The sequence below is a fragment of the Xanthomonas sp. NCPPB 2933 genome, assembly GCF_056725225.1.
Genome location: NZ_CM161518.1, coordinates 1,189,580 through 1,216,507, shown reverse-complemented (window position 1 = coordinate 1,216,507; position 26,928 = coordinate 1,189,580). Strand labels below are relative to the sequence as shown.

Here is a 26,928-nt window from a genome sequence, read left to right as displayed (position 1 = left end):
GCTATCCCCTATCACTTTATTGATCATCCAATGCGAGTGCGGCCGGCCGTTCAAGCCATCCACCCGCACCGTCCGGCACAAGTTCAATCAGCTCGATGCGATCTTCGTAGACCCCGGTGACCCGGCCATCGCTCTGTCCCAGATACACACCCGGCCGCACCCGGTAAGTCACCTTGTCAGGCGCCATCACCAGCGCAATCAGGCCCGACCCACCGCCAATGGTCCCCACCATGTCGAGGGCGTCGAGCGGATAGGCTTCCAACGGTTCCTTGCGCCGGTTCGGATCCGGACGCGTACCGTTGCTGCCTTCCGCAGTGACCCAGGCATCGCTGAACGGGTCGCGCATCACCTGCGCAGCGTACTCGAATGTCTCGAACTGCTGCATCACCGGCAATGGCTCCAACGGCGGCGCCGGACGTGCGCGCACCTCGGCGACCCAGGCTTCCAGATTCGGCGCATCGCCCGGTGTGCTGGTCACACCGCGCGTGCACGCCGGCAATACAGCAATTAACGCCACGCAGGACAGGATCTTGAGCAGTTTCATGGTCATTGGCCGCCCTTCTTCGCAGCGTCGGCCGCAGCCTTCTCCTGCTCGGCCATTTCCTCATCGTCCAGATAACGATAGGTCTTGACCGTGCCGGAAAGTTCCAGCGCCCCGCGCGGGGTGATACCGGCCTTGGGGTCCTTCGGCTTGAGGTTGATGTCGTGCATGGTCAGGATCACCACGCGCGGCAGCGAGGCGACACCGCTGACGAAGGCACCGAACTGGTGGTAACTGCCCACCATGCGCAGCGCGATCGGCTTTTCGGCGTAGAACTCCTTCGGCGATTCCGGACCCGGCTGGAACAGCTCGTTGGACAGGCCGCTGGACAACGCGGTCTGCGAGATGTCGATGATCAGGTCCGGCATCTCGGTCTTGCTGGGCAGCTGACGCAGCATCTGCTGCAGCACCTGTTCCATCTGCGCGAGCTGCTGCTTGAGCGGCTCCAGATTCACCGCGCGCCCCTGCTGGGTCTCAAACTCGGTGCGCAGCTGCGTCTCGGTGCCTTCCAGGCCTTCGAGTTCATCGCGCTTGCCGCTGATCAACAGGAACCAGGCCAGCACTAGGATGAACAGACCGACCATCACGCAGAACACGATGCGTGCCTGCTGCGGCCAACCGCCGATGTTGTTGAAGTCCAGATCGCTGAACTTGAAGGATTTCTTGCTCATGACGCTGCCCCCTGCTGCGGCCGATTGGCGGGCGCCGGCGCTGGCTGCGGTGCTGCCGCAGGTGCACTCGGCGGCGTTGCAGGCGCAAGCGCCGCTGCAGGAGCAGCAGGCGTCGTACCAGTAGGCGTTGCACCCGGCGCAGCCGGATCCACCACCGCGGGCGCGGTGCCGTTCTTGTCGGCCTCGTTCGGATTGGCCAACTTGACCTTGAGCGTGAACACGTACGGCAGCGCCTTGGTTTCCATCGACGATCCCGCAGGTTGACCGGCCTTGTCCTGGCTCTTGGCCTCGATGATCGACAGATCAGGATTGGTCATCCAGCCCGAGCCTTCCAGGTTGCGCATGTAGGCACTGACGCGCGCATTGGATTGCGAGCGGCCTTCCAGGGTCAGGATGTCGCCGTCCTGCTTGATGTTGGTCAGCGCCACGCCATCGGGAATGGTGCGCACCAGCGAATCGAACAGATGCACCATCTGTGAGCGATTGGCCTGCAGCTCCTCGATGACCTTCTTGCGCGCAAGCAGGCGGTCCTTCTTCTTGTCGAGTTCCTTGATCTCTTCGTTCTGCGCCTTGACCTTGTCGATCTCGGTGGTCAGGAACGCATTGCGTTCGGCCTGGCCACTGATCTGCGCGTCGTAGTAGAACCAGATCAGTCCGGACAGCAGCACGCCAGCAAGCGCTGCGAAGCCGAGCATCGAATAGAACTCACGCTCACGCGCCTTCCGGCGCTCGGCGCGCCAGGGCAATAGATTGATTCTTGCCATCAGTCAAAGCTCCTCAGGGCCAGGCCGGTGGCAATCATCAATGCAGGCGCATCCAGCGCCAGCGCATGGGCCTGAACCTTCGGGCCGAGCGTCATCTGTGCAAGCGGGTTGGCGACCACGGTGGTCACGCCGAGCTGTTCTTCCACCATCTCCGGCAGGCGCGACAGCGCGGCGCAACCGCCGGCCAGCACGATGCAGTCGACACGATTGAATTCGCTGCCCGCGTAGAAGAACTGCAACAGGCGGCTGATCTGCTGCACCGTCGCCTCTTTGAACGGCTCCAGCACTTCGACCTCGTAGCTCTCCGGCAAACCGCCCTGACGCTTGGCCAGGCCGGCTTCTTCATAGGTCAGGCCGTAACGGCGCATCACTTCATCGGTGAGCTGCTTGCCGCCGAACACCTGCTCGCGGCTATACAGACTGCGACCGGAACGCAGCACGCTCAGCGTGGTCATGGTCGCGCCGATGTCCACCAGCGCAACCACTGCATCGGCAGCCACCGGCAGCTCGCTGGCGACCAGGGCAAATGCGTTTTCGACCGCAAAGGCCTCCACGTCCATCACCTTGGCAACCAGGCCACCGAGTTCCAGCGCGGACTGGCGCAGTTCCACATTCTCCGAACGCGAGGCAGCCAGCAGCACCTGGACCATGTCCGGGCTGTTGGGCATCGGGCCAAGCACTTCGAAATCGAGATTCACTTCCTCGATCGGGTACGGAATGTAATTGGTGGCCTCGAGTTCGACCTGGGCTTCCATATCGCTGTCGTCCAGATCGGCCGGCATCGGGATCAGCTTGGTGATCACCGCCGACCCGGCCACGGCCGCAGCCGCGTTCCTGGCCTTGCTGCCGGAACGATTGATGGCGCGGCGAATGGCTTCGCCCACCGCCTCCACTTCGACGATGTTCTTTTCCACAACCGCGTTCGGCGGCAACGGTTCCACCGCGTAATGATCCACGCGAAAACGATTCCCGCTACGCGACAGCTGCAAGAGCTTGACCGCAGTGGAACTGATATCGACACCAATCAGTGGCGATTGACTCTTGGGTAGAAGCCCCACGGAAACTCCCCTGCCGACGGGCACTTGGACGCATGTCTGCGCCCGCGTATTAATAATCAAATTTTAACAGTTGACAAGCCCTTCACGCGCAAAGCAATGGCCCCGCGACGTGATCCCCAGCGCTATCTTCTGCGATCCCCAGAGTTCGGCCCCAGCCAAACCCGGCGTCATCTATACTCTGTGACCAAGAAATCTGCAATCGGAATCTCTCTTACATGCCCCGTATTCGCCGTTGGTTGGGCTGGATCCTGGCCACGCTCGTCGTGCTCGCACTGCTTGGCGCTATTGCTGCCGGCGGCCTGTATTACGCCATTTCCTCGAAGTTGCCGGACGTGCAGTCGCTCAAGCAGGTCGAGCTGCAGGAGCCGATGTACGTCTATGCCAGCGACGGCCGCCTGATGGCCGTGTATGGCGAGACCCGGCGCTACCCGATCCAGATGAAGGACGTGCCGCTGCGCCTCAAGCAGGCCTTTTTGGCGACCGAGGATGCGCGCTTCTACCAGCACGGAGGTGTGGACTACAAAGGCATCGGCCGTGCGGTCTGGCTGCTGGCCACCACCGACGCCAAGCGCGTGCCGGGTGGGTCGACGATCACCCAGCAGGTGGCGCGCCAGTTCTTCCTCAGTTCCGAGTACAGCTACACCCGCAAGCTCGCCGAGATCCTGCTGGCGCGCAAAATCGAGAGTGAACTGAGCAAGGACGAAATCTTCGAGCTGTATCTCAACAAGAGCTTCTTCGGCAACCGCGCCTACGGCGTGGGTGCCGCGGCCGAGTACTACTACGGCAAGAAGATGAGCGAGTTGAGCCTGGATGAGATGGCTTCGCTGGCCGGTATCCCCAAGTTCCCGTCCAGCGGCAACCCGATCAGCAACCCGGAGCGTGCGCAGGAACGGCGCGATTACTATGTGTTGCAACGCATGGCCGAGCTGGGCTTTGTCACTCAGGCCGAAGCCGACGCCGCCAAGGCGGTACCGATGCACGCCAAGCCGCACGAGCCGCCGGTCGAGGTCTATGCGCCTTATGTGGCCGAGCTGGTGCGCCAGGAAATGATCGCCAAGTACGGCGGCGACGTGCTCAACAAGGGCTACCACGTTACCACCACCATCGACGCGACGCTGCAGACCGGCGCCGATGCGGCGATCGCGGAAGGCCTGCGCCTGTACGACCACCGGCATGGCTGGCACGGCGTGGAGCAGCATTTCGACGTGGCCGCCGATGCCGATGCGCCGGCCCTGGCCAAGCATCTGTCGGGCGTGTTCACCCAGGGCGGCCTGCGCGCGGTGATCGTGGCGCGCACCAACGCCGACGGCGGCGTGACCGTGGTACAGAGCGACAAGACCGAGTTGACCCTACCGGCCAGCGCCAGCCGCTGGACCAACAAGACGCCGGCCAAGCTGCTGACGCGCGGCGACCTGACCCGCATCCGCGCCGGCGAAAAAGAAGGCGAGTGGATCATCGACCAGTTGCCGCGCGGCCAGGCGGCGCTGGTGTCGCTGGACGCCAACAGCGGCGCCCTGCGTGCACTGGTCGGCGGCTTCAGCTTTGCCGGCAACAAGTTCAATCGCGCCACCCAGGCGCGTCGCCAGCCGGGCTCGAGCTTCAAGCCGTTCGTGTATGCGGCCGCGTTCGAGAAGGGCTTCAATCCGGCCTCGATCGTGCTCGATGCGCCGGTGGTGTTCCGCGACCGCCGCGGCAAGACCTGGTCGCCGCAGAACGACGGCGGCGGTTTCCGCGGCCCGATGCGCCTGCGCGAGGCATTGGTGCAATCGCGCAATCTGGTCTCGGTGCGGCTGTTGGACGCAATCAGCGTCGATTTCGCACGCAAGTACATCAGCCAGTTCGGCTTCCAGGAAGCGGAGCTGCCGCCCAACCTGTCGATGTCGCTGGGCACCGCGTCGCTGACTCCGCTGTCGGTCGCGCGTGGCTATGCGGTGTTCGCCAATGGCGGCTCACGGGTGGAGACCTGGATCGTGGACGAGGTCAAGGACCGCGATGGCAACGTCATCTTCAAGGAAGTGCCGGCCGTGGCCTGCCGCACCTGCGCGACGCAGGGCGGCACCGCCGCACCGGTCAGCCAGGTGGTGGACGGCTTCAACTTCGGCGCGCCTGCGTTGCCCAAGTCGATCGAACCGGCTACCGCAGCGCCGGCCACACCAGCGGAGACCACCCCGGCAGCCGTTGCCGAAACCAAGATCGCGCCGCGCGCCATCGACGAGCGCACTGCGTATCAGTTGGTCTCGATGATGCGCGACGTGGTCCAGCGCGGCACCGGCACCGCGGCCAAGGTGCTGGGGCGCGAGGACGTGGGCGGCAAGACCGGCTCGACCAACGATCACCGCGACGCCTGGTTCTCCGGTTTCGGCGGCCCCTACGCCACTACGGTATGGGTGGGTCGCGACGATTTCCGCTCGCTCGGCTATCGCGAGTATGGCGGCAAGGCCGCACTGCCGATCTGGATCGACTACATGCGCGTGGCATTGAAGGACAAGCCGATCGCCGCCAATGACCCGCCCGACGGCATGACCCAGGCCACCATCAATGGCGCGGTGGAGTGGGTGAAGAACGAAGATCTGGACCGTCTGCAGGATTACGACTACGGCCTGCAGGAACAGCAGGACGAGAAGGCATTCGATATTTTTTGAGAGCCGGGATTGGGGATTCGGGATTTGGGAATCGCGGCGGCATCGCCCGCCCGGTTCCCCGAACGGTTTGGCGACATCGACTGTCCCCGGCCGCAGAGAGCACACTGGGCAATCATCGTTACGTGTGATTGCCCTTTCAGTGAAGACATGACGCATTCGCCACGCCGTCATGCGGCTGTTGTAGAGTCGAACCAGGTTCATTAGGGGAGCCCGGTCATGCACCACGCGCGCGAGCACGCCGATACGCGAACCCGAGAGCGTCGCCATCGATTGGCGCACGAAGCCGCCCGGCTGATGGCCGAAGGCGGCATCCGCGATTTTCATCAAGCCAAGCTCAAGGCGGCCAGCCGATTGGGCATCCATGACGATGCATCGCTGCCACGCAACCGCGAGATCGAAGACGCATTGCGCGAATATCAACGTCTGTTTGCCGGCCCCGCGCATGGCGTGCGACTACGCCAGCGACGCGAGGCCGCATTGCGTGCACTGGAGTTTCTCGGCCCGTTCCAACCGCGACTGACCGGCCCGGTGCTCGATGGCACCGCCGACGCCAATGCGCCTGTGCAATTACAGCTGCACAGCGACGATGCCGACGCAGTGCAGCGGTTTCTCGAAGAACACCGCATTCCGGCCGAATTACGCACGCGCCGGCTGCGCCTGGATCGCGAACGCAATGGCGAGTTCCCGGTGTGGCTGTTTAGTGCAGAGGATCTGACCTTCGACCTGACCGTGCTGCCCTACGACGCGCTGCGCCAGGCACCGCTATCGCAGCTGGACGAAAAACCGATGCCGCGCGCATCGGCCGCGCAAGTACGTCAGCTGCTGGCCGACGAGGACGGTCGCGACTCTTTGCAACAGCTGCGCTGACCGCAGCGCCGTAACGATCGGCGACCGACCGCAACGCCCCACCCATCAAAGCAAACGCCCCGCAATGCGGGGCGCTGGTTCAAGCAGACAACCGCAAGCGCTTAGCGCTGGCCGGCGTCCTTATACTCGCGCTTGTCGTAGCCGGTGTAGATCTGGCGCGGACGGCCGATCTTCATTTCCGGATCGACCTGCTGCTCCAGCCAATGCGACACCCAGCCGGCGGTGCGTGCGATGGCGAACATCACGGTGAACATTTCCACCGGGATATTCAGCGCCTTGTAGATCAGGCCCGAGTAGAAGTCGACGTTCGGGTACAGCTTGCGCTGCACGAAGTAGTCGTCCTTCAGCGCGGCTTCTTCCAGCTTCAGCGCCACTTCCAGCAGCGGGTCGTTGACGCCCAGCTCGCCCAGCACCTTGTGGGTCATCTCGCGGATGATCTTGGCGCGCGGGTCGAAGTTCTTGTAGACGCGGTGACCGAAGCCCATCAGACGGAACGAGGAGTTCTTGTCCTTGGCCTTGGCCACGGCGGACTCGACGTTGTCGGCGGTGCCGATCTCTTCCAGCATCTTCAGCACGGCTTCGTTCGCGCCACCGTGTGCCGGGCCCCACAGCGCGGTGATACCCGCGGCGACCGAGGCGTACGGATTGGCACCGGTCGAACCGACCAGACGCACGGTCGAAGTCGAGGCATTCTGCTCGTGATCGGCATGCAGGATGAACAGCAGATCCAGCGCCTTGGCGACCACCGGATTGATCTCCAGCGGCTCGCTCGGCACTTCGAACATCATGTGCAGGAAGCGGTCGACGTAGTTGAGGTTGTTGCGCGGGTAGCGGATCGGCCAGCCGATCGAATAGCGATACGCAGCAGCAGCCAACGTCGGCACCTTGGCGATCAGACGGATGGCAGCCTGACGGCGCTGCTCCGGATCGTTGAGGTCCAGGGTGTCGTGATAGAACGCCGACAGCGAGGCGACCGAACCGGCCAGCATGGCCATCGGGTGCGCGTCGTGGCGGAAGCCACCGAGGAAGTTCTTCAGCGACTCGTGCATCATCGTGTGATGCGTGACTTCGTGGTCGAACTTCTGGAACTCATCCGCCGTCGGCAGTTCGCCGTTCATCAGCAGATACGAGACTTCCAGGAAGCTGGACTTCTCGGCCAACTGTTCGATCGGGTAGCCGCGATACAACAACACGCCGTTGTCGCCATCGATGTAGGTGATGGCCGACTTGCAGCTGGCGGTGGCGGTGAAGCCCGAGTCGTAAGTGAACAGACCGGTTTCTTTGGTCAGCTTTGAAATATCGACGCAATCATTGCCAAGCGTGGGCTTGAGTACCGGCAGAACAACCGACTTGTCGCCGGCGTTGAGCGTGACCTGATCAAGATCGGACACTGTGTACGCTCCTTCAGTGGAAGGCGCCTGTCACCAAATGGGCAGGCACGTGATGGAAGTCCAGGGCATCGCCCCGGATCACGTCATTATCGCACAGCAACATTTTGGCCGTCGCTTGGACAGAAGTCGTAGACGCACCCGTCCGGGGCGTAAAAACGAAGTTGTCACCGCGCAAAAAACAACGGCCGCGCAATGCGCGGCCGTTGCCGGTACAGCCCGTCCTGCAAGTTCAGCGCGCGTAGCGCTTCTGGAACTTGTCGATACGGCCGCCGGTGTCGATCACCTTGTGCTTGCCGGTATAGAACGGGTGCGATGCCGAGGAGATATCCACCTTGATCAGCGGATAGTCCTGGCCGTCTTCCCACTTCACGGTCTCTTTCGAGCTCATGGTGGAACGGGTCAGAATCTTGAAATCGGACGTCACGTCGTGGAAGACGACGTCGTTGTAGCTGGGATGAACGTTATCTTTCATGGACTTGGCGCCGGGCTGCCTGGATAAGCCGGTCATTATAGCGGCCTACCTTTGCCCGGCGCAAGCTGCGTCCTAACCCGCTGCCAACGCCGCCTCGACCAGGCCATGGAACCGCTGGCGGTCGTAGTCCAGCAGCAGGTTTGCGTTGTCGGGCGCGCCATCTCGGCGATTCCAGTCCACCACGGTCATGCCGCGGGTATGGGTGCCGGTCAGCTCGATGTGGACCGGCCGCCGCTCCAGCCGCTGCGCGCCCTCCGGATGCAGCGCGAAGGCCATCGCCAGCGCATCGGCGGCGTACCAGTGCTCGCCACGGCTGTCTTCTGACCACAGCCGGGTCTTGCGCGAGATTTCCTCGTAGAACGTCGCGCGTGCAGAGTCCGTCGCCAGCCATTGCTCGACATCGCGATGCAGCAGGCCGTGCGCGATGGTGGCCTCCCAGTCGGCGACGTCGAACTGCGGAAAACCGCGGAACACGATATGCGCCGCTTCCGGGTCGAAGCCGATATTGAATTCGGCCGCCACGGTGATATTGCCGTGCCCGGTCAGCGCCCCGCCCATTACCACCAGCCGCGCCACGCGCTGCGGCAGGGTCGGATCCAGGGTGAGTGCCAGGGCAAGATTGGTCAACGGGCCGAGCGCGACCAGCAACAGCTTGCCCGCGTGCTCATGCGACAGGCGCAGGATGGCCAGCGCGGCATGCTCGGCCTCGGCGGTGCGCCTGGCCGGTGCGAGACCAACGTCGCCAAAGCCGTCGATGCCATGCACATGCGCCGCATCCACCGACGGATGCAGCAGCGGCTGCGGGCAGCCCGCGTAGACCGGCACATCGTCGCGGCCCGCAATCTCGCAGACCTTCAAGGCGTTGCGCACGGTGTGCTCCAGGCCCACGTTGCCGGCGGCGATGGTCAGGCCGACCACCTCATGACGCGTGTCGTTGAACGCCATCAGCAGCGCCAGCGCATCGTCCACGCCCGGGTCGGTGTCGATCAGCAGCGGTATCTTCTTTGTCATGGGATTCGGGATTGGTCATTCGGGATTCGTTGCCGCATCTTCGCAAGGATCGGCGAGGCACGCGAATCCGTTACACACCCAGATCGCAGCGACCTGGCTTTACGAATCCCCAATCCCGAATGCCCAATCCCCGCCGCTCACGCAGCTGCGTAACGCACCGCACTGCCGATCCAACGCGCGACGACACGATCGGCGATCTCAGGCGCTTCGGCCAGCAAGCGTTCGGCGAGCACCTGCACGCGCGGCAGCAACCCCGCATCACGGGCCAGATCGGCAATGCGAAAACTCGCCAGGCCGGTCTGCCGGGTACCCAGCAATTCGCCCGGGCCGCGCAACTCCAGATCCTTTTCGGCGATCACGAAGCCGTCGTTGGTCTGGCGCATGGTTTCCAGACGCTGGCGCGCCATCATCGACAACGGCGCCTGATACAGCAGCACGCAACTGGACGCGGCCGCGCCGCGGCCGACCCGTCCGCGTAGCTGATGCAACTGGGCAAGGCCGAGCCGCTCGGCATTTTCGATGATCATCAGCGAGGCGTTGGGGACGTCCACGCCCACTTCGATCACGGTGGTGGCGACCAGCAGATCGGTGTGGCCCTGCTTGAAATCCAGCATGGCTTTTTGTTTTTCGGCCGGCTTCATGCGGCCGTGCACCAGCGCCACGCGCACGCCCGGCAACTGTGCTGATAGCGCTTCAAAGGTGACCTCTGCGGCCTGCGCTTCGATCTTTGGAGGGCCAGGCGGCGCGCCTTTGCCGGGCTCTTCGCTTTCTTCGATCAAGGTGCACACCCAATACGCCTGGCGCCCTTCGGCGCAGGCGGCGCGGATGCGCGCTACCAGGTCCGGGCGACGTTCTGCACTCAAGACAATCGTCTGCACCGGCGTGCGCCCCGGTGGCAGTTCGTCGATAGCCGAAACATCCAGATCCGCATAGGTCGACATCGCCAAGGTGCGCGGGATCGGCGTGGCGGTCATAACCAACTGATGCGGCACGCTGCCGGCAGCCGCACCCTTGTCGCGCAACGCCAACCGCTGATGCACGCCAAAGCGGTGCTGCTCGTCGATGATGGCCAGCGCGAGGTCGTGAAAGACCACCGCCTCCTGCATCAAGGCATGCGTGCCGACAACGACCTGCGCCTGGCCGGAGGCCACCTCGGCCATCGCCGCAGCACGCGCCTTGCCGGTGACCTTGCCGGCCAGCCAGACGATGCGCACGCCCAGCGGTTCCAGCCAGCCACGCAGGTTGGTGAGGTGCTGCTCGGCCAGCAGTTCGGTCGGCGCGGCCAGCGCCACTTGCTTGCCCTGCTCCACCGCCAGCATTGCCGCCAACGCGGCGACCACGGTTTTACCGCTGCCGACATCACCCTGCACCAGCCGTAGCATCGGCGATGGCTTGGCAAGATCGCGCGCAATCTGCTCGAACACGCGCTGCTGCGCGCCGGTGAGCTGGAACGGCAATGCCGCGCGCAGTTGCTGCACGAGGTTCCCATTGCCGGGCAGCCTGGGCGCATGAAAGCGCTGCAAGGCGATGCGTTGGCGGCGCAGGCTGAGTTGATGCGCCAACAGTTCCTCGATCGCCAGGCGTTGCTGGGCCGGATGGCCGCCCGCGAGCAGTTGTTGCGGGTCGGTGTTGACCGGCGGGCGATGCATGGTCAGCAGCGCCTCGCGCAAGGAGGGCAGTTGTTCGTCCTGCAGCCAATGCGGCGGCAGCAATTCCAGCGCGGCCTCCGGCGGCAACCGCTCCAGCGCCTGGCCGATGAGCTTGCGCAGCGTGGCCGGCCCAACGCCCTCCAACACCGGATAGACCGGGTCCAGGCTATCGCCCAGCCCGGCGTCTTCGCCCTCCGCCAGCACACGGTAACTGGGGTGCACGATTTCCCAGCCGTTCTGCCCCGGTTTGGGCGTGCCGAACACACGCACCCGCGTGCCCGGTGCGAACTGCGCCACCTGGGCCGCGCGGAAGTGGAAAAAGCGCAGCACCAAAGTGCCGTGCGAGTCGTCCGACACCGCTACCCGCAGCACCGGCCGGAAGCGGAAGCCGCGCTCCATCGCATCGACGCGGCCTTCGATCTGCGCCGGCACGCCGCCCTGCAACTGCGCGATCGTGGTCAGCCGCGTGCGGTCTTCGTAGCGCAGCGGCAGATGCAGCCATAGATCCTGCAAGGTAAAAATGCCACGCGCAGCGAACTTCTCGGCCACTTTCGGGCCGACCCCGGGCAGGCTGGACAGCGACGCCTGGCCTGCAACGGCCAGGCTCGGCGTGACGGTGAGCGCGCGTGGCACGGCAGATCGAATCGGATCAGTCGAACTGGATCACTCGAGCACCATCACCGCATCGACTTCGAAGCCGGCACCCTTGGGTAGACCGGAGACTTCGATGGTGGAACGCGCGGGGAACGGGGCCTGGAAATACTCCTGCATCACCGCGTTGACGGCGGCGAACTGGCCGAGATCGGTCAGGTACAGGCCCAGGCGCACGATCTTGTCGAGCGAGCCGCCGGCTGCTTCGGCCACCGCCTTGAGGTTGTCGAAGCAGCGACGCGCTTGCGCACCGATGTCGCCCGGCACGATCTCGCCGGTGGCCGGATCCAGCGGGATCTGCCCGGAGAAATACACCGTGTTGCCGGCACGCACGGCCTGCGAGTACGGGCCAATGGCGGCAGGCGCCTGGTCGGTATGGATGATCTGGGACATGGAAACTCCGCTGCAAAGGTGTATGCAGCAGTTTAGGCGTTTGTGCGGATTTGCTCGACTGTTGCGCGCGTTTACTGACGACCCACGCTTTGCACCACATGCAACCGCCGCAACCGGCGCATCACTTCGGCCAGATGGCGGCGGTCGCGGACCTGGATGTTGAAGCGCAGCACCGCCGCGTTGAAATCGCGGTCCAGGTAATCCACACGCTCGATGTTGGACTGGCTCTGCGCAATCGCCGCGGCAAGCTGCGCCAGCACGCCGGTGCGGTTTTCCACCTCGACCACCAAGGCGGTGTCGTAATCGCCGGTGACGCCCGAATCCCAATCGATCGGCACCCAGCGTTCGGGCGATTTGCGCAGTTCGGCCAGGTTGGTGCAATCCAGCCGGTGCACCACGATGCCCTTGCCGGCGGTGTGGTAGCCCATGATTTCGTCGCCGGGAATCGGCTGACAACAGTTGGCGAAGCTGATCACGCCGCGCTCGCTGCCGTCGATCAGGATCTTTTCGTGCGAATGCTTCGAGTGACCGCCACCGCGCAGTTCGGCATAGGCCATCAAGGCCTGCGCGGCCTGGTTGGGCATCCAGTTGCCCAGCGCCACGTCGGCCAGCAAGGCTTCCAGGCGCGGATAGCGGTGCTCGCTGAGGAAGGCGTCCAGGCGGCCCTTGGGCAGCCGTTCCAGCGAGCTGTCCATCGCTTCCAGCGCGCGATCGAGCATGCGGTGGCCGAGCTGCACGGCATCTTCGTGTTCGAGTTGCTTCAGCTGGTGGCGGATCGCGGTGCGCGCCTTGCTGCTGACCACGAACTCCAGCCACTGCGGCTTGGGCGTGGCCGAGCGCGCGGTGATGATTTCCACCGCTTGGCCACTGACCAGCTTGGTGCGCAGCGGCACCAACTTTTTGTCCACGCGCGAGGCGACCGCGCGGTTGCCCACATCGGTATGCACCGCGTAGGCGAAATCCAGCGCGGTGGAGTTGCGCGGCAACGCCAGGATCTTGCCCTTGGGCGTGAACAGATAGACCTCGTCCGGGAACAGGTCGACCTTGACGTTGTCCAGAAATTCCAGCGACGAACCGGCGGCGCGCTGCGAATCGATCAGCTCCACGATCCAGTCGTGTGCGCGGCTCTGCGCGCTGTTGGGCGAGGTGGAACCGACCTTGTAGGTCCAGTGCGCGGCCACGCCGCGTTCGGCGATCAGGTCCATCTCTTCGGTGCGGATCTGCACTTCGATCGGCGAGCCATACGGGCCGAACAACACGGTGTGCAGCGACTGGTAGCCGTTGGCCTTCGGGATCGCGATGAAATCGCGAAAGCGCCCGTCCAGCGGTTTGAATGTGGCATGCACCGCGCCGAGTGCGTGATAGCAATCGGCCACCGAACGCACCACCAGACGGAAGCCGAATACATCCATCACCTGGTCGAAGGATTTGTTCTCTTCGTGCATCTTCGAATAGATGCTCCAGGGCGTCTTGATGCGACTGACCAGGCGGTGTTCCAACCCTTCCTTGGCTAACCGCTGCGACAGCTGCACTTCCACCTGCGCCATCGATTCGCGCCGCACCACCGGTTGGCTGCGGATGTGCTTTTCGATGATGGCGTGACGCCATGGATACAGCGCGCGAAAGCCCAGGTTCTGCAACTCGGACTTGATCAGGCTCATGCCCAGGCGCTGTGCGATGGGCGCATAGATTTCCAGCGTTTCGCGCGCGATGCGGCTGCGCGCCTCGCTGCTCTGCGCGCCCAGCGTGCGCATGTTGTGCAGGCGGTCGGCCAGCTTGATCATGATCACGCGCAAGTCGCGCGACATCGCCAGCAGCATCTTGCGGAAGCTTTCCGCCGCCGCTTCCTGGCGGTCGCGGAACTTGAGCTTGTCCAGCTTGGTGACGCCATCGACCAGCTCGGCCACCGCTTCGCCGAACTCGGAGGCCAGCTCTTCGCGGGTCAGCGGGGTGTCTTCGATGGTGTCGTGCAGGATCGCGGCGATCAGCGATTCCATGTCCAGGCCGAGTTCGGCGAGTACGCCGGCCACAGCGACCGGATGGGTGATGTAAGGCTCGCCCGACTTGCGGGTCTGGCCGGCATGCGCGGTGGCCCCTACTTCCCAGGCACGGCGCAGGATCGGCAGCTGCTCCTTGGGAAGGTAGCTGGCAGCGCGTTCAAGGTGCAGGACGTAATCGGGGATGGCCGGGTCGGGAGACGAGGACGTCACGACGGTCGCCTGGGCAGTGGGGCCTGGGTTCATGCGCGAAGACTATGCCAGTGGCCGGTTTGCGGCAACGCGGCATGCGTGCCGGCCGCGTTGGTGACCGGGCACTGCGCAACCGCTTCACGCCTGCCGCAACGGCAACGTGCGCGAAGTATGCAATTTTGCCCAGCTGAGCGACATTTACCCAACTTGCTACACTCGGCCCCGCATCGCCCCAGGGACCTCACCCATGCACGCTCCGCCCGACCTGCTGATCTTCGACTGCGACGGTGTGCTGGTCGACAGCGAGCCGTTGGCGTGCGCGGTACTGGCCCAGGCGCTGCAACAACACGGCGTGGACATCGGCATCGATGGGGTCCAGCAGCACTTCCTCGGGCGCAGCCTGGGCAGCGTGCGCGCGTATGTGCAGACGCTGGGGCGCACGCTGCCGGATACCTTCGAGCGCGACCTCAATGCCACGCTACTGGCACGCTTTGCCACCGAACTGCAGCCGATGCCTGACGTGGCCGCGCTGCTGGACGCACTGCCGACACCGCGGTGCGTTGCCTCGTCCAGCCACCTGGAACGGGTTCGCCTGTGCCTGCAGGTCACCGGCCTGGTGGGCCATTTCGGCGCGCACATCTACACCGCCGAGCTGGTCGCCCGCGGCAAGCCTGCGCCGGACCTGTTCCTGCTCGCCGCCGCACGCATGCACGCGGCGCCTGCATCCTGCCTGGTGATCGAAGACAGCCCCAGCGGCGTGCAGGCCGCATGTGCGGCCGGGATGCAGACCTGGGGATTCACCGGCGGCGGCCATCACCGCGCAACCGCTGCGGCCGCCGCACTACTCACTGCCGCAGGCGCATCGCAGGTGTTTGCAGACATGCCAGCCGTGGCCGCCGCACTGGGTGCCATCGGCACCAAGCGCCTGGGCACTACGTTAGGCTGAGACTTCCACGCAGACAGATGTGACGATGGCCAACCCCGATAACGACACCAGCCGACTCGATGCCGCAGCCAGAGCGGGCTGGCTGTACTACATCGCCGGCAACACTCAGGATGAGATCGCACGCAAGCTCAAGGTCTCGCGCGCCACCGCGCAGCGCCTGGTGTCGTTGTGCCTGAGCCAGCGGTTGATCACCTTCCGGCTGGAACATCCGATCGCCGCCTGCATGGATCTGGCCGCGCAGTTGCAGGATCGTTTCGGCATGCGCTATTGCGAGGTCGCGCCTACCGATCCGGCCGATCCGCACCTGGTCACCGGTGTCGCCGAACGTGCCGCGGCGCTGCTGGAATCCACCCTGCGCAGCGACACCCCGAGCATCATCGGCATCGGCACTGGTCGCGCCATGCGCGCGGCGGTGGAGCGCATTCCTGCGATGCAGACGCGCAATCATCAGCTGGTTTCGCTGGTCGGCAATATCTCCCCGGACGGCTCGGCGAGCCCGTTCGATGCAGTGGCGCGCTTGGCCGACCTGACCGGCGCGCAACACTACCCGATGCCGCTGCCGGTATTTCTTTCCTCGCAGGAAGAACGCGAAACGCTACTGGGGATCGAGGCGGTGCGCCGGGTCCGTGCGATCGCCGCAAAGGCCGACCTGCGCTTGGTCGGTGTCGGCCAGCTCGATCAGACCGCGCCCCTGCATGTGGATGGCTTCATCAGCCGCACCGAACTGCTGGACCTGATCCGGCTGGGCGCGGTGGGCGAAGTGATCGGCTGGGCGCTCACCGCAGCCGGCGACATCATCGATGCAGGGACCAACCTGCGTTTGACCAGCGTGCCGCATCCGGTGCCGGCAACCAGCCTGTCGATCGGCGTGGCCGTGGGCAACGCCAAGGTGGGCCCGATCAAGGCCGCGCTGAAGGGCCGCATCCTCAACGGCCTGATCACCGACGAGCACACCGCCAAGGCCTTGCTCGCCAGCTGAGTGGCGCAATCGCAGCGGGCTCGATGGCGGTTCATTGCTGAAATTTCCCGGCATGTGCGGGCGCTTGTGCGCGCGCTGCGATGCTGCGCTGCAAGATCGAAAGTGCTTTACAGCACGGCAAGGCCGTGGGCATATGCGCATCACACGGGCATTTGCTCAACCAACCTCAAGCTGAGGCACCGGTATGAACACTTCGATCAAGACCCTGATCTGCGCGGGACTGAGCGCAACACTGGCGGCATGCGGCGGCGGCGCGAGCGACAGCGGCGCCGCATCCAAGCCCGACACCCTGGTGATCGCCACGGTCAACAACGGCGACATGATTCGCATGCAGAAGCTCACCTCGGATTTCACAGCCACCCATCCGCAGATAAAGCTCGAGTGGGTCACTCTGGAAGAGAACGTGCTTCGCCAGCGCGTCACCACCGACATCGCCACCAAGGGCGGCCAGTTCGATGTGCTGACCATCGGTACCTACGAGGTGCCGATCTGGGCCGAGCGCGGCTGGCTCAAGCCGCTCACGTTCGATGCGGCCTATCAGGTGGACGATCTGATCCCGCAGATCCGCGATGCGGTCAGTCACAAGGGGCAGCTGTATGCCGCGCCCTTCTATGCCGAAGGCTCGATGCTGATGTATCGCACCGACCTGCTGCAGAAGGCCGGCCTGAGCATGCCGGCGCAGCCTTCGTGGAGCTTCGTGGCCGAGGCCGCCCGCAAGATGACCGACAAGCAGGCCGGCATCTACGGCATCTGCCTGCGCGGCAAGGCCGGCTGGGGCGAGAACATGGCCTTAATCAGTTCGATGGGCAATGCCTTCGGTGCTCGCTGGTTCGACGAACAATGGAAGCCGCAGTTCGACCAGCCGGAATGGAAGGCCGCCCTGCAGACCTATGTGGATGTCATGAAAGAGGCCGGCCCACCGGGTGCGGCGTCCAACGGTTTCAACGAGAACCTTGCGCTGTTCACCGCCGGCAAGTGCGCGATGTGGGTCGATGCCACGGTTGCCGCATCGTTCATCGGCAACCCGAGCGAATCCAAGGTGTCGGACAAGGTTGGTTTTGCCGCGGCGCCGGATGCGGGCAAGGGCAAGACCACCGGCTGGCTGTGGGCCTGGAATCTGGCCATCCCGGCCAGTTCGAAAAAAGCCGACAAGGCGCAGGCATTCATCGCCTGGGCCACCAGCAAGCACTACACCGAGCTGGTGGCCGGCAAGGAAGGCTGGGGCAATGTCCCGCCAGGGACGCGCCAGTCGCTGTACACCACGGCCGAGTACCTCAAGGCCGCCCCCTTCGCCAAGCAGACGCTGGCTGCCATCCAGGGCGCCGACACGCATCACCCCACGGTCAAGCCGGTGCCTTATGTCGGCGTGCAGTACGCGGCCATCCCCGAGTTCCAGTCGATCGGCACCACCGTGGGCCAGCAGTTTTCCGCGGCACTCACCGGCTCGATCAGCGTGGATGAGGCATTGAAAAACGCGCAGGCCGCCACCGAGCGCGAGATGCAGCGTGCCGGCTACCCCAAGCGCTAAGAGCAGGTCCACTGGGCCGGGCACCCTGCCCGGCCCGCCCCCGGCCACAGACATGCTCCGGCGTCACGGCGCCGTATCTAACCCACGAGGCAATCGATGAAGATCAGGCACACCACACCTGCGCTGACGATGTTGCTCGCCGGTATGGCCTGCACGCAGGCCAGCGCCCAGGCATTCGATCCGGACAAACACATCGGTGGCGACTGGGGCGGCCTGCGTAGCAGGCTGGCCGATGACGGCATCCAGTTCAAACTGGCGCACTTCAGCCAGACCGCCCACAACACCTCCGGCGGACGACGCGAGCGCACTGCCTATGCCGATCAATTCTTCCTGGGCGGCTACTTCGACCTGGAACGGCTGTGGGGCTGGTCAGGCGCCGATTTCAAACTGGAGATCACCAATCGCAACGGCGAGTTGATCAACAACAGCGCAGGCATCCCCACGCTGTTGCAGTCGCAGCAGATCTTTGGGCGCGGCGATGTGACGCGCCTGACCCAGTTCTCGCTGACCCAGCGCCTGTTCGACGACAGGCTGACGCTGAAGGCCGGCCGCCTGTATCCCAGCGCCGATTTCTTCGCGCTCAATTGCAACTACCAGCACCTGACCTTTTGCAGCGGCGGCTCGTCCAACTACATCAGCAACAACTGGTATGGCGACCCGCTCAGTGCCTGGGGCGGCGTGGTCACTTTAAGCCCGGACAAACGCTGGTTTTTCCGCGTGGGCGGCTACGATGCCAACCCGCAGAACCGATCCACCGACCAAGGTCTCAAGCTCGGTACCTCCGGCGACGACCACGGCACCATGCTGGTGGCCGAAGTGGAGTACAAGCCCGACTACGGTAACGGGATCGATGGCGACTACCGCATCGGTGCGACCCGCAACAGCAACGATCAACTGCGCGTCTACACCCGCTCGGGCGTGCCGACCAGCCTCGGCACCGATCCGGCCGCGCTGCAGGACACCGATCGCGCGTTCTACGCCAACGTCGAACAACAGATCACCAGCAATGGCGCCGGGGGCGGCTTGCGGCTGTTCGCAAGCGTCATCGACGCCGACGACGACGTCAGCACCGTCGGCCAGGTGCTGGCGATCGGCGGATTCTGGAAGGGACTGTCGGCTGCGCGCCCCAACGATCGCGTCGGCGTGGCAGTGGGCCGCAATGCGCTCAGCGATCGCTTGCGTGCAGCGCAAACCCGCTACAACCAGCGCTTGCCTGCAGGCGCGGCGGCCATTGGCGTGCAGCGCTACGAATACCCCATCGAGCTCAATTACAACATTGCCGTCAGCCGCGGGATCGAAGTCATGCCCAGCGTGCAGTACATCCGTCATCCGGGTGGACTGGATGGCGACAACGCCACCATTTTCGGACTACAGGTCAGCCTGAACTTCTGACGCCCGACCGGCCGTGCGTTCGACGCTCATCCCTGCGTCGACGCATCCGGCCGCTGCCATGCATTGCAGGCGCGCTGCCTGCCTCCACCCTGGACCTTGCCGATGGCCACCCATCAAACGCAAAAACTCGCACGGTTTCTGATCGCGCCGTCGATCGTGCTGCTGCTGGCCTGGATGATCGTGCCGCTGGCGATGACGGTGTGGTTTTCCACGTTGAACTACAACCTGCTCACGCCGGAAAAGACCTTTGTCGGGTTGGGCAACTACCGCTACTTCCTGGGCAACCCGGCGTTTGTGTCCTCGCTGGGCAATACCTTGTTGCTGGTCGCGTCGGTACTGGCGATCACTGCGGTGTTCGGCGTGCTGATCGCATTGCTGCTGGATCAGGTGTTCGTGGGTCGCCGCATCGTGCGCTTGATGCTGATCGCGCCGTTCTTCGTGATGCCGACGGTAAGCGCATTGATCTGGAAGAACCTGCTGATGCATCCGGTTTCCGGGCTGCTGGCGTGGCTGTGGCAGCGCGTTGGCCTGACCCCGATCGACTGGTTCACCCAGTACCCGATGTTTTCCATCATCGTCATTGTGGCCTGGCAATGGTTGCCGTTTGCGGTGCTGATCCTGCTGACCGCGTTGCAATCGCTGGATGAAGAACAACAGGAAGCCGCGCTGATGGATGGCGCCGGTGCGTTCGACCGCTTCTTCCATCTGACCCTGCCGCATCTGGCGCGCCCGCTGACCATCGTGGTGCTGATCGAAACCATCTTCCTGCTCACCGTGTTCGTGGAGATCTACGTCACCACCGGCGGCGGGCCCGGCCTGCAGACCACCAACCTGGCGTACCTGATCTATTCGCAGGCACTGCTGCAGTACGACGTGGGCGCCGCGTCGGCAGGCGGATTGATCGCCGTGGTGCTGGCCAATATCGCGGCCATCTTCCTGGTGCGCATCGTCGGCAAGAACCTGGAGACCTGAGATGGCCCGTCGTACCTCCACGCTGCACATCCTCGTCACCACGGTTGCCGCATGGGTGGTCGGCGGCGTGATCTTCTTCCCGATCCTGTGGATGCTGCTCACCAGCTTCAAGACCGAAGTCGATGCGTTTTCCAGCCCGCCCAGCTTCGTATTCTTCCATTGGACACTGGAAAACTATGTGGCCGTGCAAGGCCGCAGCGACTACTTTGCGCATGCCTGGAATTCGGTGGCGGTATCGCTGGGTTCGACCCTGATCGCGCTTGCCATCGCCATCCCTGCCGCGTGGTCGATGGCGTTCGCGCCCACCAAGCGCACGCGCGGCATCCTGTTGTGGATGTTGTCCACCAAGATGCTGCCGCCGGTCGGCGTGCTGGTGCCGATCTATCTGCTGTACCGCGACTCCGGGCTGCTGGATACGCAGCTGGGCCTGATCATCGTGCTGTGCCTGAGCAACCTGCCGATCATGGTCTGGATGCTGTTCAACTACTTCAAGGACATCCCCAAGGACATCCTGGAAGCGGCGCGCATGGACGGGGCAACCATCGGCAAGGAGATCCTCTACATCCTGGCGCCAATGGCAGTTCCCGGCATCGCGTCTTCGCTGCTGCTCAACGTGATCCTGGCCTGGAACGAGGCGTTCTGGTCGTTGAATCTGTCCTCGTCGCAGGCCTCGCCGTTGACCGCGTTCATCGCCTCGTATTCGAGTCCGGAAGGCCTGTTCTGGGCCAAGTTGTCGGCCGCCTCGACGATGGCCATCGCGCCGATCCTGGTGCTGGGCTGGTTCTGCCAGAAGCAGCTCGTGCGCGGGCTCACCTTCGGCGCGGTGAAGTAGATCACTCAACTTTGATAGGTGGTTCATGGGACGCATTACGCTGCAAGGTGTCAGCAAATCCTTCGACGACACACAGGTCATCCACGGCGCGGATCTGGAGATCGACGATGGCAAGTTCGTGGTTTTTGTCGGCCCGTCCGGCTGCGGCAAGACCACATTATTGCGCTTGATCGCCGGTCTGGAAGACGTCAGCGGCGGGCGCATCCTCATCGACGGCCAGGACGTCACCGGCCTGGCGCCGGCCAAGCGCGGGCTGTCGATGGTGTTTCAGTCGTATGCGCTGTATCCGCACATGAGCGTGCGCAAGAACATCGCCTTCGGCCTGAAGATGGCGCGCGTGCCCAGCGCCGAGATCGAGCGGCGCGTAGCACAGGCCGCCACCGTGCTCAACCTCACCGATTATCTCGACCGCAAGCCCGGGCAGTTGTCCGGCGGCCAGCGCCAGCGCGTGGCGATCGGCCGCGCCATCGTGCGCGAGCCCAAGGGCTTCCTGTTCGACGAGCCGCTGTCCAATTTGGATGCCGCCCTGCGCGTGCAGATGCGCCTGGAAGTCACTCGCCTGCAGAAGCAGCTCAAGACCACCGCGGTATATGTCACCCACGACCAGGTCGAAGCAATGACTATGGCCGACGAGATCGTGGTGCTGCAGGCCGGACGCATTGAGCAGGTGGGTACGCCGCTGGCGTTGTACGAACGCCCTGCCAACGTGTTCGTGGCCGGCTTCATCGGCTCGCCGCGCATGAATCTGTTGCAGGGTGAGGTGGCCGCGCGCCACGGCGCGGTCACGCTCGGCGTGCGCCCGGAACATATCGCCGTGCAGCGCGGCAGCCCAGCACCCGGCACCGGCGATGCCTGGCAGGGCAGCGTGATCCAGGCCGAGCATCTGGGCAGCGACACCTTCGTTTACGTCGAAATCCCCGGCGTGGGCACGGTCGATGCGCGCTGCACCGGCGATCTGCGCGTGCACGTCGGCGAGACGGTGACCCTGATCCCCGATCCACAGCATCTGCATCGCTTCGACGCGCAACAACAGGCCATGCGCTGAGCGCGCCACTCCCTCGTTGTTCCTCCCATGTGTTCCTCCCCCGTTTCGCTCCTCCCCCCACGCAAGACCAGCAGGAGATATGCCGATGTATCTGGACAAGTTCAAACTCGATGGCCGCGTGGCGGTCGTCACCGGCGGCGGCCGCGCGATCGGCCTGGCGATTTGCGAAGCGCTGGCCGAGGCCGGCGCCAAGGTGGTCATTGCCGATCACGATTGCGCTGTGGCCGAGCAAGGCCTGGCCACCCTGCGCAGCAAGGGCCTGGATGCGCAGATCGTGCAGATGGACGTCACCGATTCGGCGCGCGTCACCAGCGTGGCCGATGCATTGAACGCACAGTTCGGCAAGGTCGACATCCTGGTCAACAACGCCGGAATCGCACGTAGCCAGACCCCGGCCGAAACGGTCACCGACGAGCACTGGCTCAATGTCATCGACGTCAATCTCAATGGCACCTTCTGGTGCTGCCGCGCGTTCGGCAAGCACATGCTGGAAAGCGGCGACGGCGTAATCGTCAACGTCGGCTCGATGTCCGGCTTCATCGTCAACAAACCGCAAGCGCAGGCCTACTACAACGCCTCCAAGGCAGCGGTGCATCACCTGACCAAATCGCTGGCCGCCGAGTGGGGCGCGCGCGGCGTGCGCGTCAATGCAGTTGCGCCCACCTACATCGCCACGCCACTCAATGCCTTCGTCAAGGAAGACCCGGCGATGTACGACGCCTGGATCGGCGGCACGCCGATGGGGCGGCTGGGCGAAGTGGAAGAAATCGCCTCGGTGGCGCTGTTTCTTGCCTCCCCTGCCGCCAGCCTGATGACCGGCAGCATCGTGCTGGCCGATGGCGGCTACACCTGCTGGTGAGCCATGCGCATGCATAACGAGGCGATCTACATCGGGGTGGACGTGGGCACCGGCAGTGTCCGCGCCGGGCTGTTCGACGCGCACGGGCAACTGCTGGGCAGCGCGCGCCATTCCATCCAGACCTGGTACCTGCCCGGCGAGATGGTCGAGCAGTCTTCCGCCGACATCTGGCAGGCCTGCGTGGAGGCGATCCGCGCCGCGTTGGCACACGCCGGCGTGGACGCCGTGCAGGTGGCCGGCATCGGCTTCGATGCCACCTGCTCGCTGGTGGCGGTGGCCGCCGACGGCGGGCCGGTGTGCATCAGTCCCAGCGGCCAGGCCGAGCGCGATGTGATCGTGTGGATGGATCACCGCGCCATCGCCCAGGCCGAGCAGATCAACGCCACCGGCGAGCCGGTGCTGCGCTACGTCGGCGGGCAGATTTCGCCGGAAATGCAGACCCCCAAGCTGCTGTGGCTCAAACAGCACCTGCCGGACAGTTACGCGCGTGCCGCGCACTTCTTCGATCTGGCCGACTGGCTGACCTGGCGCGCCACCGGTTGCACCGCGCGCTCGCTATGCACGGTCACCTGCAAGTGGACCTACGTGCAGCACGAGGGCGGCTGGAGCCGGCGCTACTTCGAACGCATCGGCCTGGCCGAGTTGCTGGACGACGCTGCTGCGCGGATCGGAAGCGAAGTGGTGGCGCCGGGCACCGCGCTGGGCCAGGGGCTGTCGCCGCTGGCCGCAAGCGAACTGGGGCTGCCTGCCGGTCTCGCGGTAGGCGCATCGCTGATCGACGCGCATGCCGGCGCCATCGGCACCATCGCCAGTCCGTCCGCACAGGGCCGTCCGGTGTCGCTCACCGCGCGCTTGGCCTACATCCTGGGCACCTCGGCCTGCGTGCTGGCCAGCACCCGGACGCCTTGCTTCACCCCCGGTGTCTGGGGGCCGTACGGCTCGGCGCTGGTCGAGGGTCTGTGGCTCAACGAAGGCGGCCAGTCCGCAGCCGGCGTGGCGATCGATTGCCTGGTGCGCTCGCATCCAGGCTACGCCGATGCCAGCGCACAGGCAGCGGCGGCCGGCATGCAGTTGTTGCCGTGGCTGGAGGAACGGGTGCTGGCGCGAGCAGGCGATCCCTCGCAGGCGGCCTTGTTGGCGCGCGGGCTGCACGTGCTGCCGGATTACCTGGGCAACCGCTCGCCGGATGCCGACCCAAACGCCCGTGCCGTCATCGCCGGGCTGACCATCGACCACGACCTGCAGGGTCTGGAAGCGCTCTACGTCGCCGGCGTATGCGGCCTGGGCTACGGTCTGGCCGACATCATTGATGCGTTGCGCGCCCAAGGGGTGCAGTTCGACAGCGTGATCATGAGTGGCGGCGCCAGCCACAGCCGCCTGGTCCGCCAGCTGATGGCCGATGCCAGCGGCGTGCAGGTCCACGTGGCCGCCACCGCCGAACCGGTGCTGCTGGGCAGTGCGATGCTGGCCGCAGTCGCCAGCGGCGGCTACGCCGACCTGCCTGCAGCGATGTCGGCGATGAGCGGGTTGGGCGCGAGCACCGCGCCAACGCCCGCGGACATCGCCCGCTTGCATGCCGCCAAACGGCGCTGCTATCACGCGATGCAGGCACTGGATCGCACGCTGCGTGGCGAGATGGCGCATATAGCGGATCCTGCCGACTGAGTGGAGTGCGGCGCGTTTGAGCGCGTTCGGTTACTACAAGGGCAACACCTTCGCCGCGATTACCACCGCCACGCCGGTCGATTGCCGGCAATCGCACTACGTTGCCGCCGCCACGTCTATCGCCCCCAAAACGCAGACAGCCCGCGCAAGGCGGGCTATCCGGATATCACCTGCTCACGCCGTGAGGCGATGCAATCAATCGTCGTTCTTGGACATGTCTTCGTCGGCGACCACTTCGGCGGCGGCCCATTCCAGCGCTTCGCGCTCGGCACGCTCGCGCTCGGCCTTCTCGACTTCATCGATCAGCGCGTTGTCGATCCGGCGTGCGGCGATTTCGCGCAGTGCCATCACGGTGGGCTTATCGCTGGCGTCGGCATTTTCGATCAGCGGCTGGACGCCGTTGGCAAGCTGACGGGCGCGCTTGGAGGCCATCATGACCAGCTCAAAACGGTTGTTCACGACTTCCAGGCAATCTTCTACGGTAATGCGGGCCATGCGGGCTCCCGGCGACCAGCAACGGCCGCGCATCGAATGAGGGAAAGGGGGCGGAGTGTACGCCGGGGCCGCTGGGCGGGCAACCGGCTGTCGTTCAGTTTGCTTTGGAATCAGCCACTTGGAACAAATCGATCGAGACGCAGCGCCGTCCTGGTGCGCAGAACAGCCCGCACGCCTGGCCGGCCGTTTCCCTAAGCCCCGGCGACACGCAGGCCGAATGCGATGTTCAGCTGCAGCGTCATCGCGCCGTGACACCGAGGATCGCCGCTCCACCCACCACACCAGGAACTCAGTCAAGCAGCGCCTGGATCAGGCCGGCATGCCGCTGCTGCTGCGCCTGCCGACGCAGCCGGCTGGCGGTGAAGATCGCGCACATCTCCGACACCGCCGTCTCGAAGGTCTCGTTGATGATGACGTAATCGAATTCTTCGAAGTGCAGCATCTCTTCGCGTGCGGCGGCCAGGCGCTGCGCCATCACGTCTTCACTGTCCTGGCCGCGCTTGCGCATGCGCTCGTCCAGCGCCTGGCGCGAGGGCGGCAGGATGAACACGCTGACCGCGTCGGGCACTTTCTGGCGCACCTGGCGCGCGCCCTGCCAGTCGATTTCCAGCAGCACATCATGGCCGGCAGCCAGCTGCGGCTCCACCGACTGCCGCGCGGTGCCCTTCCAGTCGCCATGCACCAACGCATATTCGAAGAAGTCGCCCGCTTCGATCATGCCCTGGAACTCGTCGGCGGAGACGAAGTGGTAGTGCTCGGCATGCCGCTCGCCGGGCCGCGGCGCGCGCGAGGTGAACGAGATCGACAAGGCAATCTTGGGATCACGCGCCAGGGTGGCGTTGACGATGCTGCTCTTGCCGGCGCCGGAGGGAGCCGCAACGATATAGAGGGTGCCGCGCATAGGTCGGGGATTCGTGATTGGGGAGTCGGGATTCGCAAACGAGTTGCGGGGCCGGTGCCACCGGGGTCGATATGCTACCGGGATTGGCCGCAGCACGCCGACGCATGCCAGTTGCCGTCAGCCAATCCCGAATCCCCAATGCCAAATCCCGGCTATTCGATGTTCTGCACCTGCTCGCGGATCTGGTCGATCAGCACCTTCAGATCCACCGCCGCGTTGGACGTGCGGCTGTCCACCGACTTGGAGCCCAGCGTATTGGCTTCGCGGTTGAATTCCTGCAGCAGGAAGTCCAATCGACGGCCGACCGGTTCGCGCTGCTTGAGCACGCGGCGGATCTCGGAAATATGGCTGGACAGGCGATCCAGCTCCTCATCCACGTCCAGCTTCTGCAGCCACAGCACCAGTTCCTGCTCGGCGCGCCCCGGGTCCACCGGATGCGGCAGATCGGCCAGGCGTGCGGCGAGCTTGGCGCGCTGGCCTTCGCGAATGGCCGGAATCAGCGTGCGCACTTCGGCGGCGATGCGTTCAATCGCATCCACCCGCTCGCTGATCGCCTCGGCCAGCTTGCCGCCTTCGCGCTCGCGCGCGGCGACGAAACTGTCCACTACCTCATCGAGCAATGCCAGGGCCTGGGCTTGCAACGCCGGTGCGTCCACGTCCTGCACCTGCAGCACGCCGGGTAGCTGCAGCAGATCGGTAAAGCCGACCTGCAACTTGGGAAACACACCGTCGAGCCGCGTGGCCAGTGCGCCCAGTTCCTGCAGCAGGGATTCGTTGACGGCCAGGGTCTGCCCGTTATCCGGCGCGCGCAGGCGCAGCGCCAGATCCAGCTTGCCGCGGCTGTTTTTTGCCGCCACGCGTTCGCGCAGCATCGGCTCCAGCGCACGCAGTTCTTCGGGCAGGCGCACGCCTATTTCCAGAAACCGGTGGTTGACCGAGCGCAGCTCGCAACCGAGCGTGCCCCAGGGCGTGATGCGTTCGCCGCCAGCAAACGCGGTCATGCTTCGAATCATCG

Annotated in this window: 24 protein-coding genes; 11 read left to right on the top strand and 13 right to left on the bottom strand. The window is 64.7% G+C overall.

Annotation, left to right across the window (positions count from 1 at the left end; translation table 11 throughout):
• Nucleotides 1–16: 16 nt before the first annotated feature.
• Genes AC1PLU_RS05090 through AC1PLU_RS05075 form a run of 4 tightly spaced genes read right to left on the bottom strand, consistent with a single transcriptional unit; the run spans nucleotide 17 to nucleotide 3,034 of the window.
• Nucleotides 17–550: a pilus assembly protein PilP gene (locus AC1PLU_RS05090; protein WP_006451353.1), complete on the bottom strand. Its 534-nt coding sequence runs from the start codon at nucleotides 548–550 to the stop codon at nucleotides 17–19.
• Nucleotides 547–1,212, bottom strand: coding sequence for a type IV pilus inner membrane component PilO (locus AC1PLU_RS05085; protein WP_481107882.1), 666 nt, complete (start codon nucleotides 1,210–1,212; stop codon nucleotides 547–549). The genes AC1PLU_RS05090 and AC1PLU_RS05085 overlap by 4 nt, the downstream gene beginning before the upstream one ends.
• Nucleotides 1,209–1,976, bottom strand: a complete 768-nt coding sequence (locus tag AC1PLU_RS05080; protein ID WP_481107881.1) for a PilN domain-containing protein — start codon at nucleotides 1,974–1,976, stop codon at nucleotides 1,209–1,211. The genes AC1PLU_RS05085 and AC1PLU_RS05080 overlap by 4 nt, the downstream gene beginning before the upstream one ends.
• On the bottom strand, nucleotides 1,976–3,034 hold the full coding sequence (locus AC1PLU_RS05075; protein ID WP_043888921.1) for a pilus assembly protein PilM: 1,059 nt from the start codon (nucleotides 3,032–3,034) through the stop codon (nucleotides 1,976–1,978). The genes AC1PLU_RS05080 and AC1PLU_RS05075 overlap by 1 nt, the downstream gene beginning before the upstream one ends.
• Before the next feature lie 215 nt (nucleotides 3,035–3,249).
• Between AC1PLU_RS05075 and AC1PLU_RS05070 the strand changes: the two genes are divergently transcribed.
• Together AC1PLU_RS05070 and AC1PLU_RS05065 are read left to right on the top strand one after the other, a co-directional pair.
• A complete protein-coding gene (locus tag AC1PLU_RS05070) occupies nucleotides 3,250–5,676 on the top strand; it encodes a penicillin-binding protein 1A (RefSeq protein WP_481095713.1) in 2,427 nt (808 codons plus the stop codon).
• Nucleotides 5,677–5,892: 216 nt separating this feature from the next.
• Nucleotides 5,893–6,543, top strand: coding sequence for a hypothetical protein (locus tag AC1PLU_RS05065; protein WP_023902578.1), 651 nt, complete (start codon nucleotides 5,893–5,895; stop codon nucleotides 6,541–6,543).
• A gap of 101 nt (nucleotides 6,544–6,644) precedes the next feature.
• On the opposite strand, the gene AC1PLU_RS05060 is transcribed toward AC1PLU_RS05065, so the two are convergent.
• The 6 genes from AC1PLU_RS05060 to AC1PLU_RS05035 form a co-directional block, all read right to left on the bottom strand.
• Entirely contained in the window at nucleotides 6,645–7,934 is a 1,290-nt protein-coding gene (locus AC1PLU_RS05060) for a citrate synthase (RefSeq protein ID WP_023902577.1), read from the bottom strand.
• Nucleotides 7,935–8,163: 229 nt separating this feature from the next.
• On the bottom strand, nucleotides 8,164–8,406 hold the full coding sequence (locus AC1PLU_RS05055; protein WP_043889669.1) for a type B 50S ribosomal protein L31: 243 nt from the start codon (nucleotides 8,404–8,406) through the stop codon (nucleotides 8,164–8,166).
• 72 nt (nucleotides 8,407–8,478) lie between these two features.
• On the bottom strand, nucleotides 8,479–9,417 hold the full coding sequence (locus tag AC1PLU_RS05050) for a nucleoside hydrolase (RefSeq protein ID WP_481107880.1): 939 nt from the start codon (nucleotides 9,415–9,417) through the stop codon (nucleotides 8,479–8,481).
• A 137-nt stretch (nucleotides 9,418–9,554) separates the two neighbouring features.
• Complete coding sequence (gene recG, locus AC1PLU_RS05045; RefSeq protein ID WP_481094968.1) at nucleotides 9,555–11,699, bottom strand: ATP-dependent DNA helicase RecG; 2,145 nt, start codon at nucleotides 11,697–11,699, stop codon at nucleotides 9,555–9,557.
• 30 nt (nucleotides 11,700–11,729) lie between these two features.
• Nucleotides 11,730–12,110, bottom strand: coding sequence for a RidA family protein (locus tag AC1PLU_RS05040; protein WP_006451364.1), 381 nt, complete (start codon nucleotides 12,108–12,110; stop codon nucleotides 11,730–11,732).
• A gap of 71 nt (nucleotides 12,111–12,181) precedes the next feature.
• Complete coding sequence (locus AC1PLU_RS05035) at nucleotides 12,182–14,353, bottom strand: RelA/SpoT family protein (RefSeq protein WP_006451365.1); 2,172 nt, start codon at nucleotides 14,351–14,353, stop codon at nucleotides 12,182–12,184.
• Between the two features lie 193 nt (nucleotides 14,354–14,546).
• On the opposite strand from AC1PLU_RS05035, the gene AC1PLU_RS05030 reads away from it, so the two are divergent.
• From AC1PLU_RS05030 to AC1PLU_RS04990, 9 genes are all read left to right on the top strand, one after another.
• Nucleotides 14,547–15,245, top strand: coding sequence for an HAD family hydrolase (locus tag AC1PLU_RS05030; protein ID WP_481094966.1), 699 nt, complete (start codon nucleotides 14,547–14,549; stop codon nucleotides 15,243–15,245).
• Between the two features lie 25 nt (nucleotides 15,246–15,270).
• On the top strand, nucleotides 15,271–16,224 hold the full coding sequence (locus tag AC1PLU_RS05025; protein WP_005996784.1) for a sugar-binding transcriptional regulator: 954 nt from the start codon (nucleotides 15,271–15,273) through the stop codon (nucleotides 16,222–16,224).
• Nucleotides 16,225–16,408: 184 nt separating this feature from the next.
• Nucleotides 16,409–17,752, top strand: coding sequence for an ABC transporter substrate-binding protein (locus AC1PLU_RS05020; protein ID WP_481094965.1), 1,344 nt, complete (start codon nucleotides 16,409–16,411; stop codon nucleotides 17,750–17,752).
• A gap of 96 nt (nucleotides 17,753–17,848) precedes the next feature.
• Nucleotides 17,849–19,144, top strand: coding sequence for a carbohydrate porin (locus AC1PLU_RS05015; protein WP_481094964.1), 1,296 nt, complete (start codon nucleotides 17,849–17,851; stop codon nucleotides 19,142–19,144).
• A 102-nt stretch (nucleotides 19,145–19,246) separates the two neighbouring features.
• The gene (locus AC1PLU_RS05010) at nucleotides 19,247–20,116 is read left to right on the top strand and encodes a carbohydrate ABC transporter permease (RefSeq protein ID WP_481094963.1); all 870 of its coding nucleotides are present in this window, start codon (nucleotides 19,247–19,249) and stop codon (nucleotides 20,114–20,116) included.
• A gap of 1 nt (nucleotide 20,117) precedes the next feature.
• Nucleotides 20,118–20,948, top strand: a complete 831-nt coding sequence (locus AC1PLU_RS05005) for a carbohydrate ABC transporter permease (RefSeq protein WP_115006829.1) — start codon at nucleotides 20,118–20,120, stop codon at nucleotides 20,946–20,948.
• 25 nt (nucleotides 20,949–20,973) lie between these two features.
• A complete protein-coding gene (locus tag AC1PLU_RS05000; RefSeq protein ID WP_481094962.1) occupies nucleotides 20,974–21,993 on the top strand; it encodes an ABC transporter ATP-binding protein in 1,020 nt (339 codons plus the stop codon).
• Between the two features lie 85 nt (nucleotides 21,994–22,078).
• Nucleotides 22,079–22,852, top strand: a complete 774-nt coding sequence (locus tag AC1PLU_RS04995) for an SDR family NAD(P)-dependent oxidoreductase (protein WP_481107879.1) — start codon at nucleotides 22,079–22,081, stop codon at nucleotides 22,850–22,852.
• Nucleotides 22,853–22,855: 3 nt separating this feature from the next.
• A complete protein-coding gene (locus AC1PLU_RS04990) occupies nucleotides 22,856–24,517 on the top strand; it encodes an FGGY-family carbohydrate kinase (protein WP_481094960.1) in 1,662 nt (553 codons plus the stop codon).
• 195 nt (nucleotides 24,518–24,712) lie between these two features.
• Here the strand turns inward: AC1PLU_RS04990 and rpoZ are convergent, their stop codons facing one another.
• The 3 genes from rpoZ to AC1PLU_RS04975 all read right to left on the bottom strand — a co-directional run bounded on the left by rpoZ (nucleotide 24,713) and on the right by AC1PLU_RS04975 (nucleotide 26,926).
• Nucleotides 24,713–25,012 carry a DNA-directed RNA polymerase subunit omega gene (gene rpoZ, locus AC1PLU_RS04985; RefSeq protein ID WP_002812428.1) on the bottom strand — a complete coding sequence of 100 codons (300 nt, stop codon included), beginning with the start codon at nucleotides 25,010–25,012 and terminating at the stop codon, nucleotides 24,713–24,715.
• 289 nt (nucleotides 25,013–25,301) lie between these two features.
• Nucleotides 25,302–25,913, bottom strand: a complete 612-nt coding sequence (gene gmk / locus AC1PLU_RS04980; protein WP_043888920.1) for a guanylate kinase — start codon at nucleotides 25,911–25,913, stop codon at nucleotides 25,302–25,304.
• A 152-nt stretch (nucleotides 25,914–26,065) separates the two neighbouring features.
• Nucleotides 26,066–26,926, bottom strand: coding sequence for a YicC/YloC family endoribonuclease (locus tag AC1PLU_RS04975; RefSeq protein WP_481107878.1), 861 nt, complete (start codon nucleotides 26,924–26,926; stop codon nucleotides 26,066–26,068).
• Nucleotides 26,927–26,928: the final 2 nt, after the last annotated feature.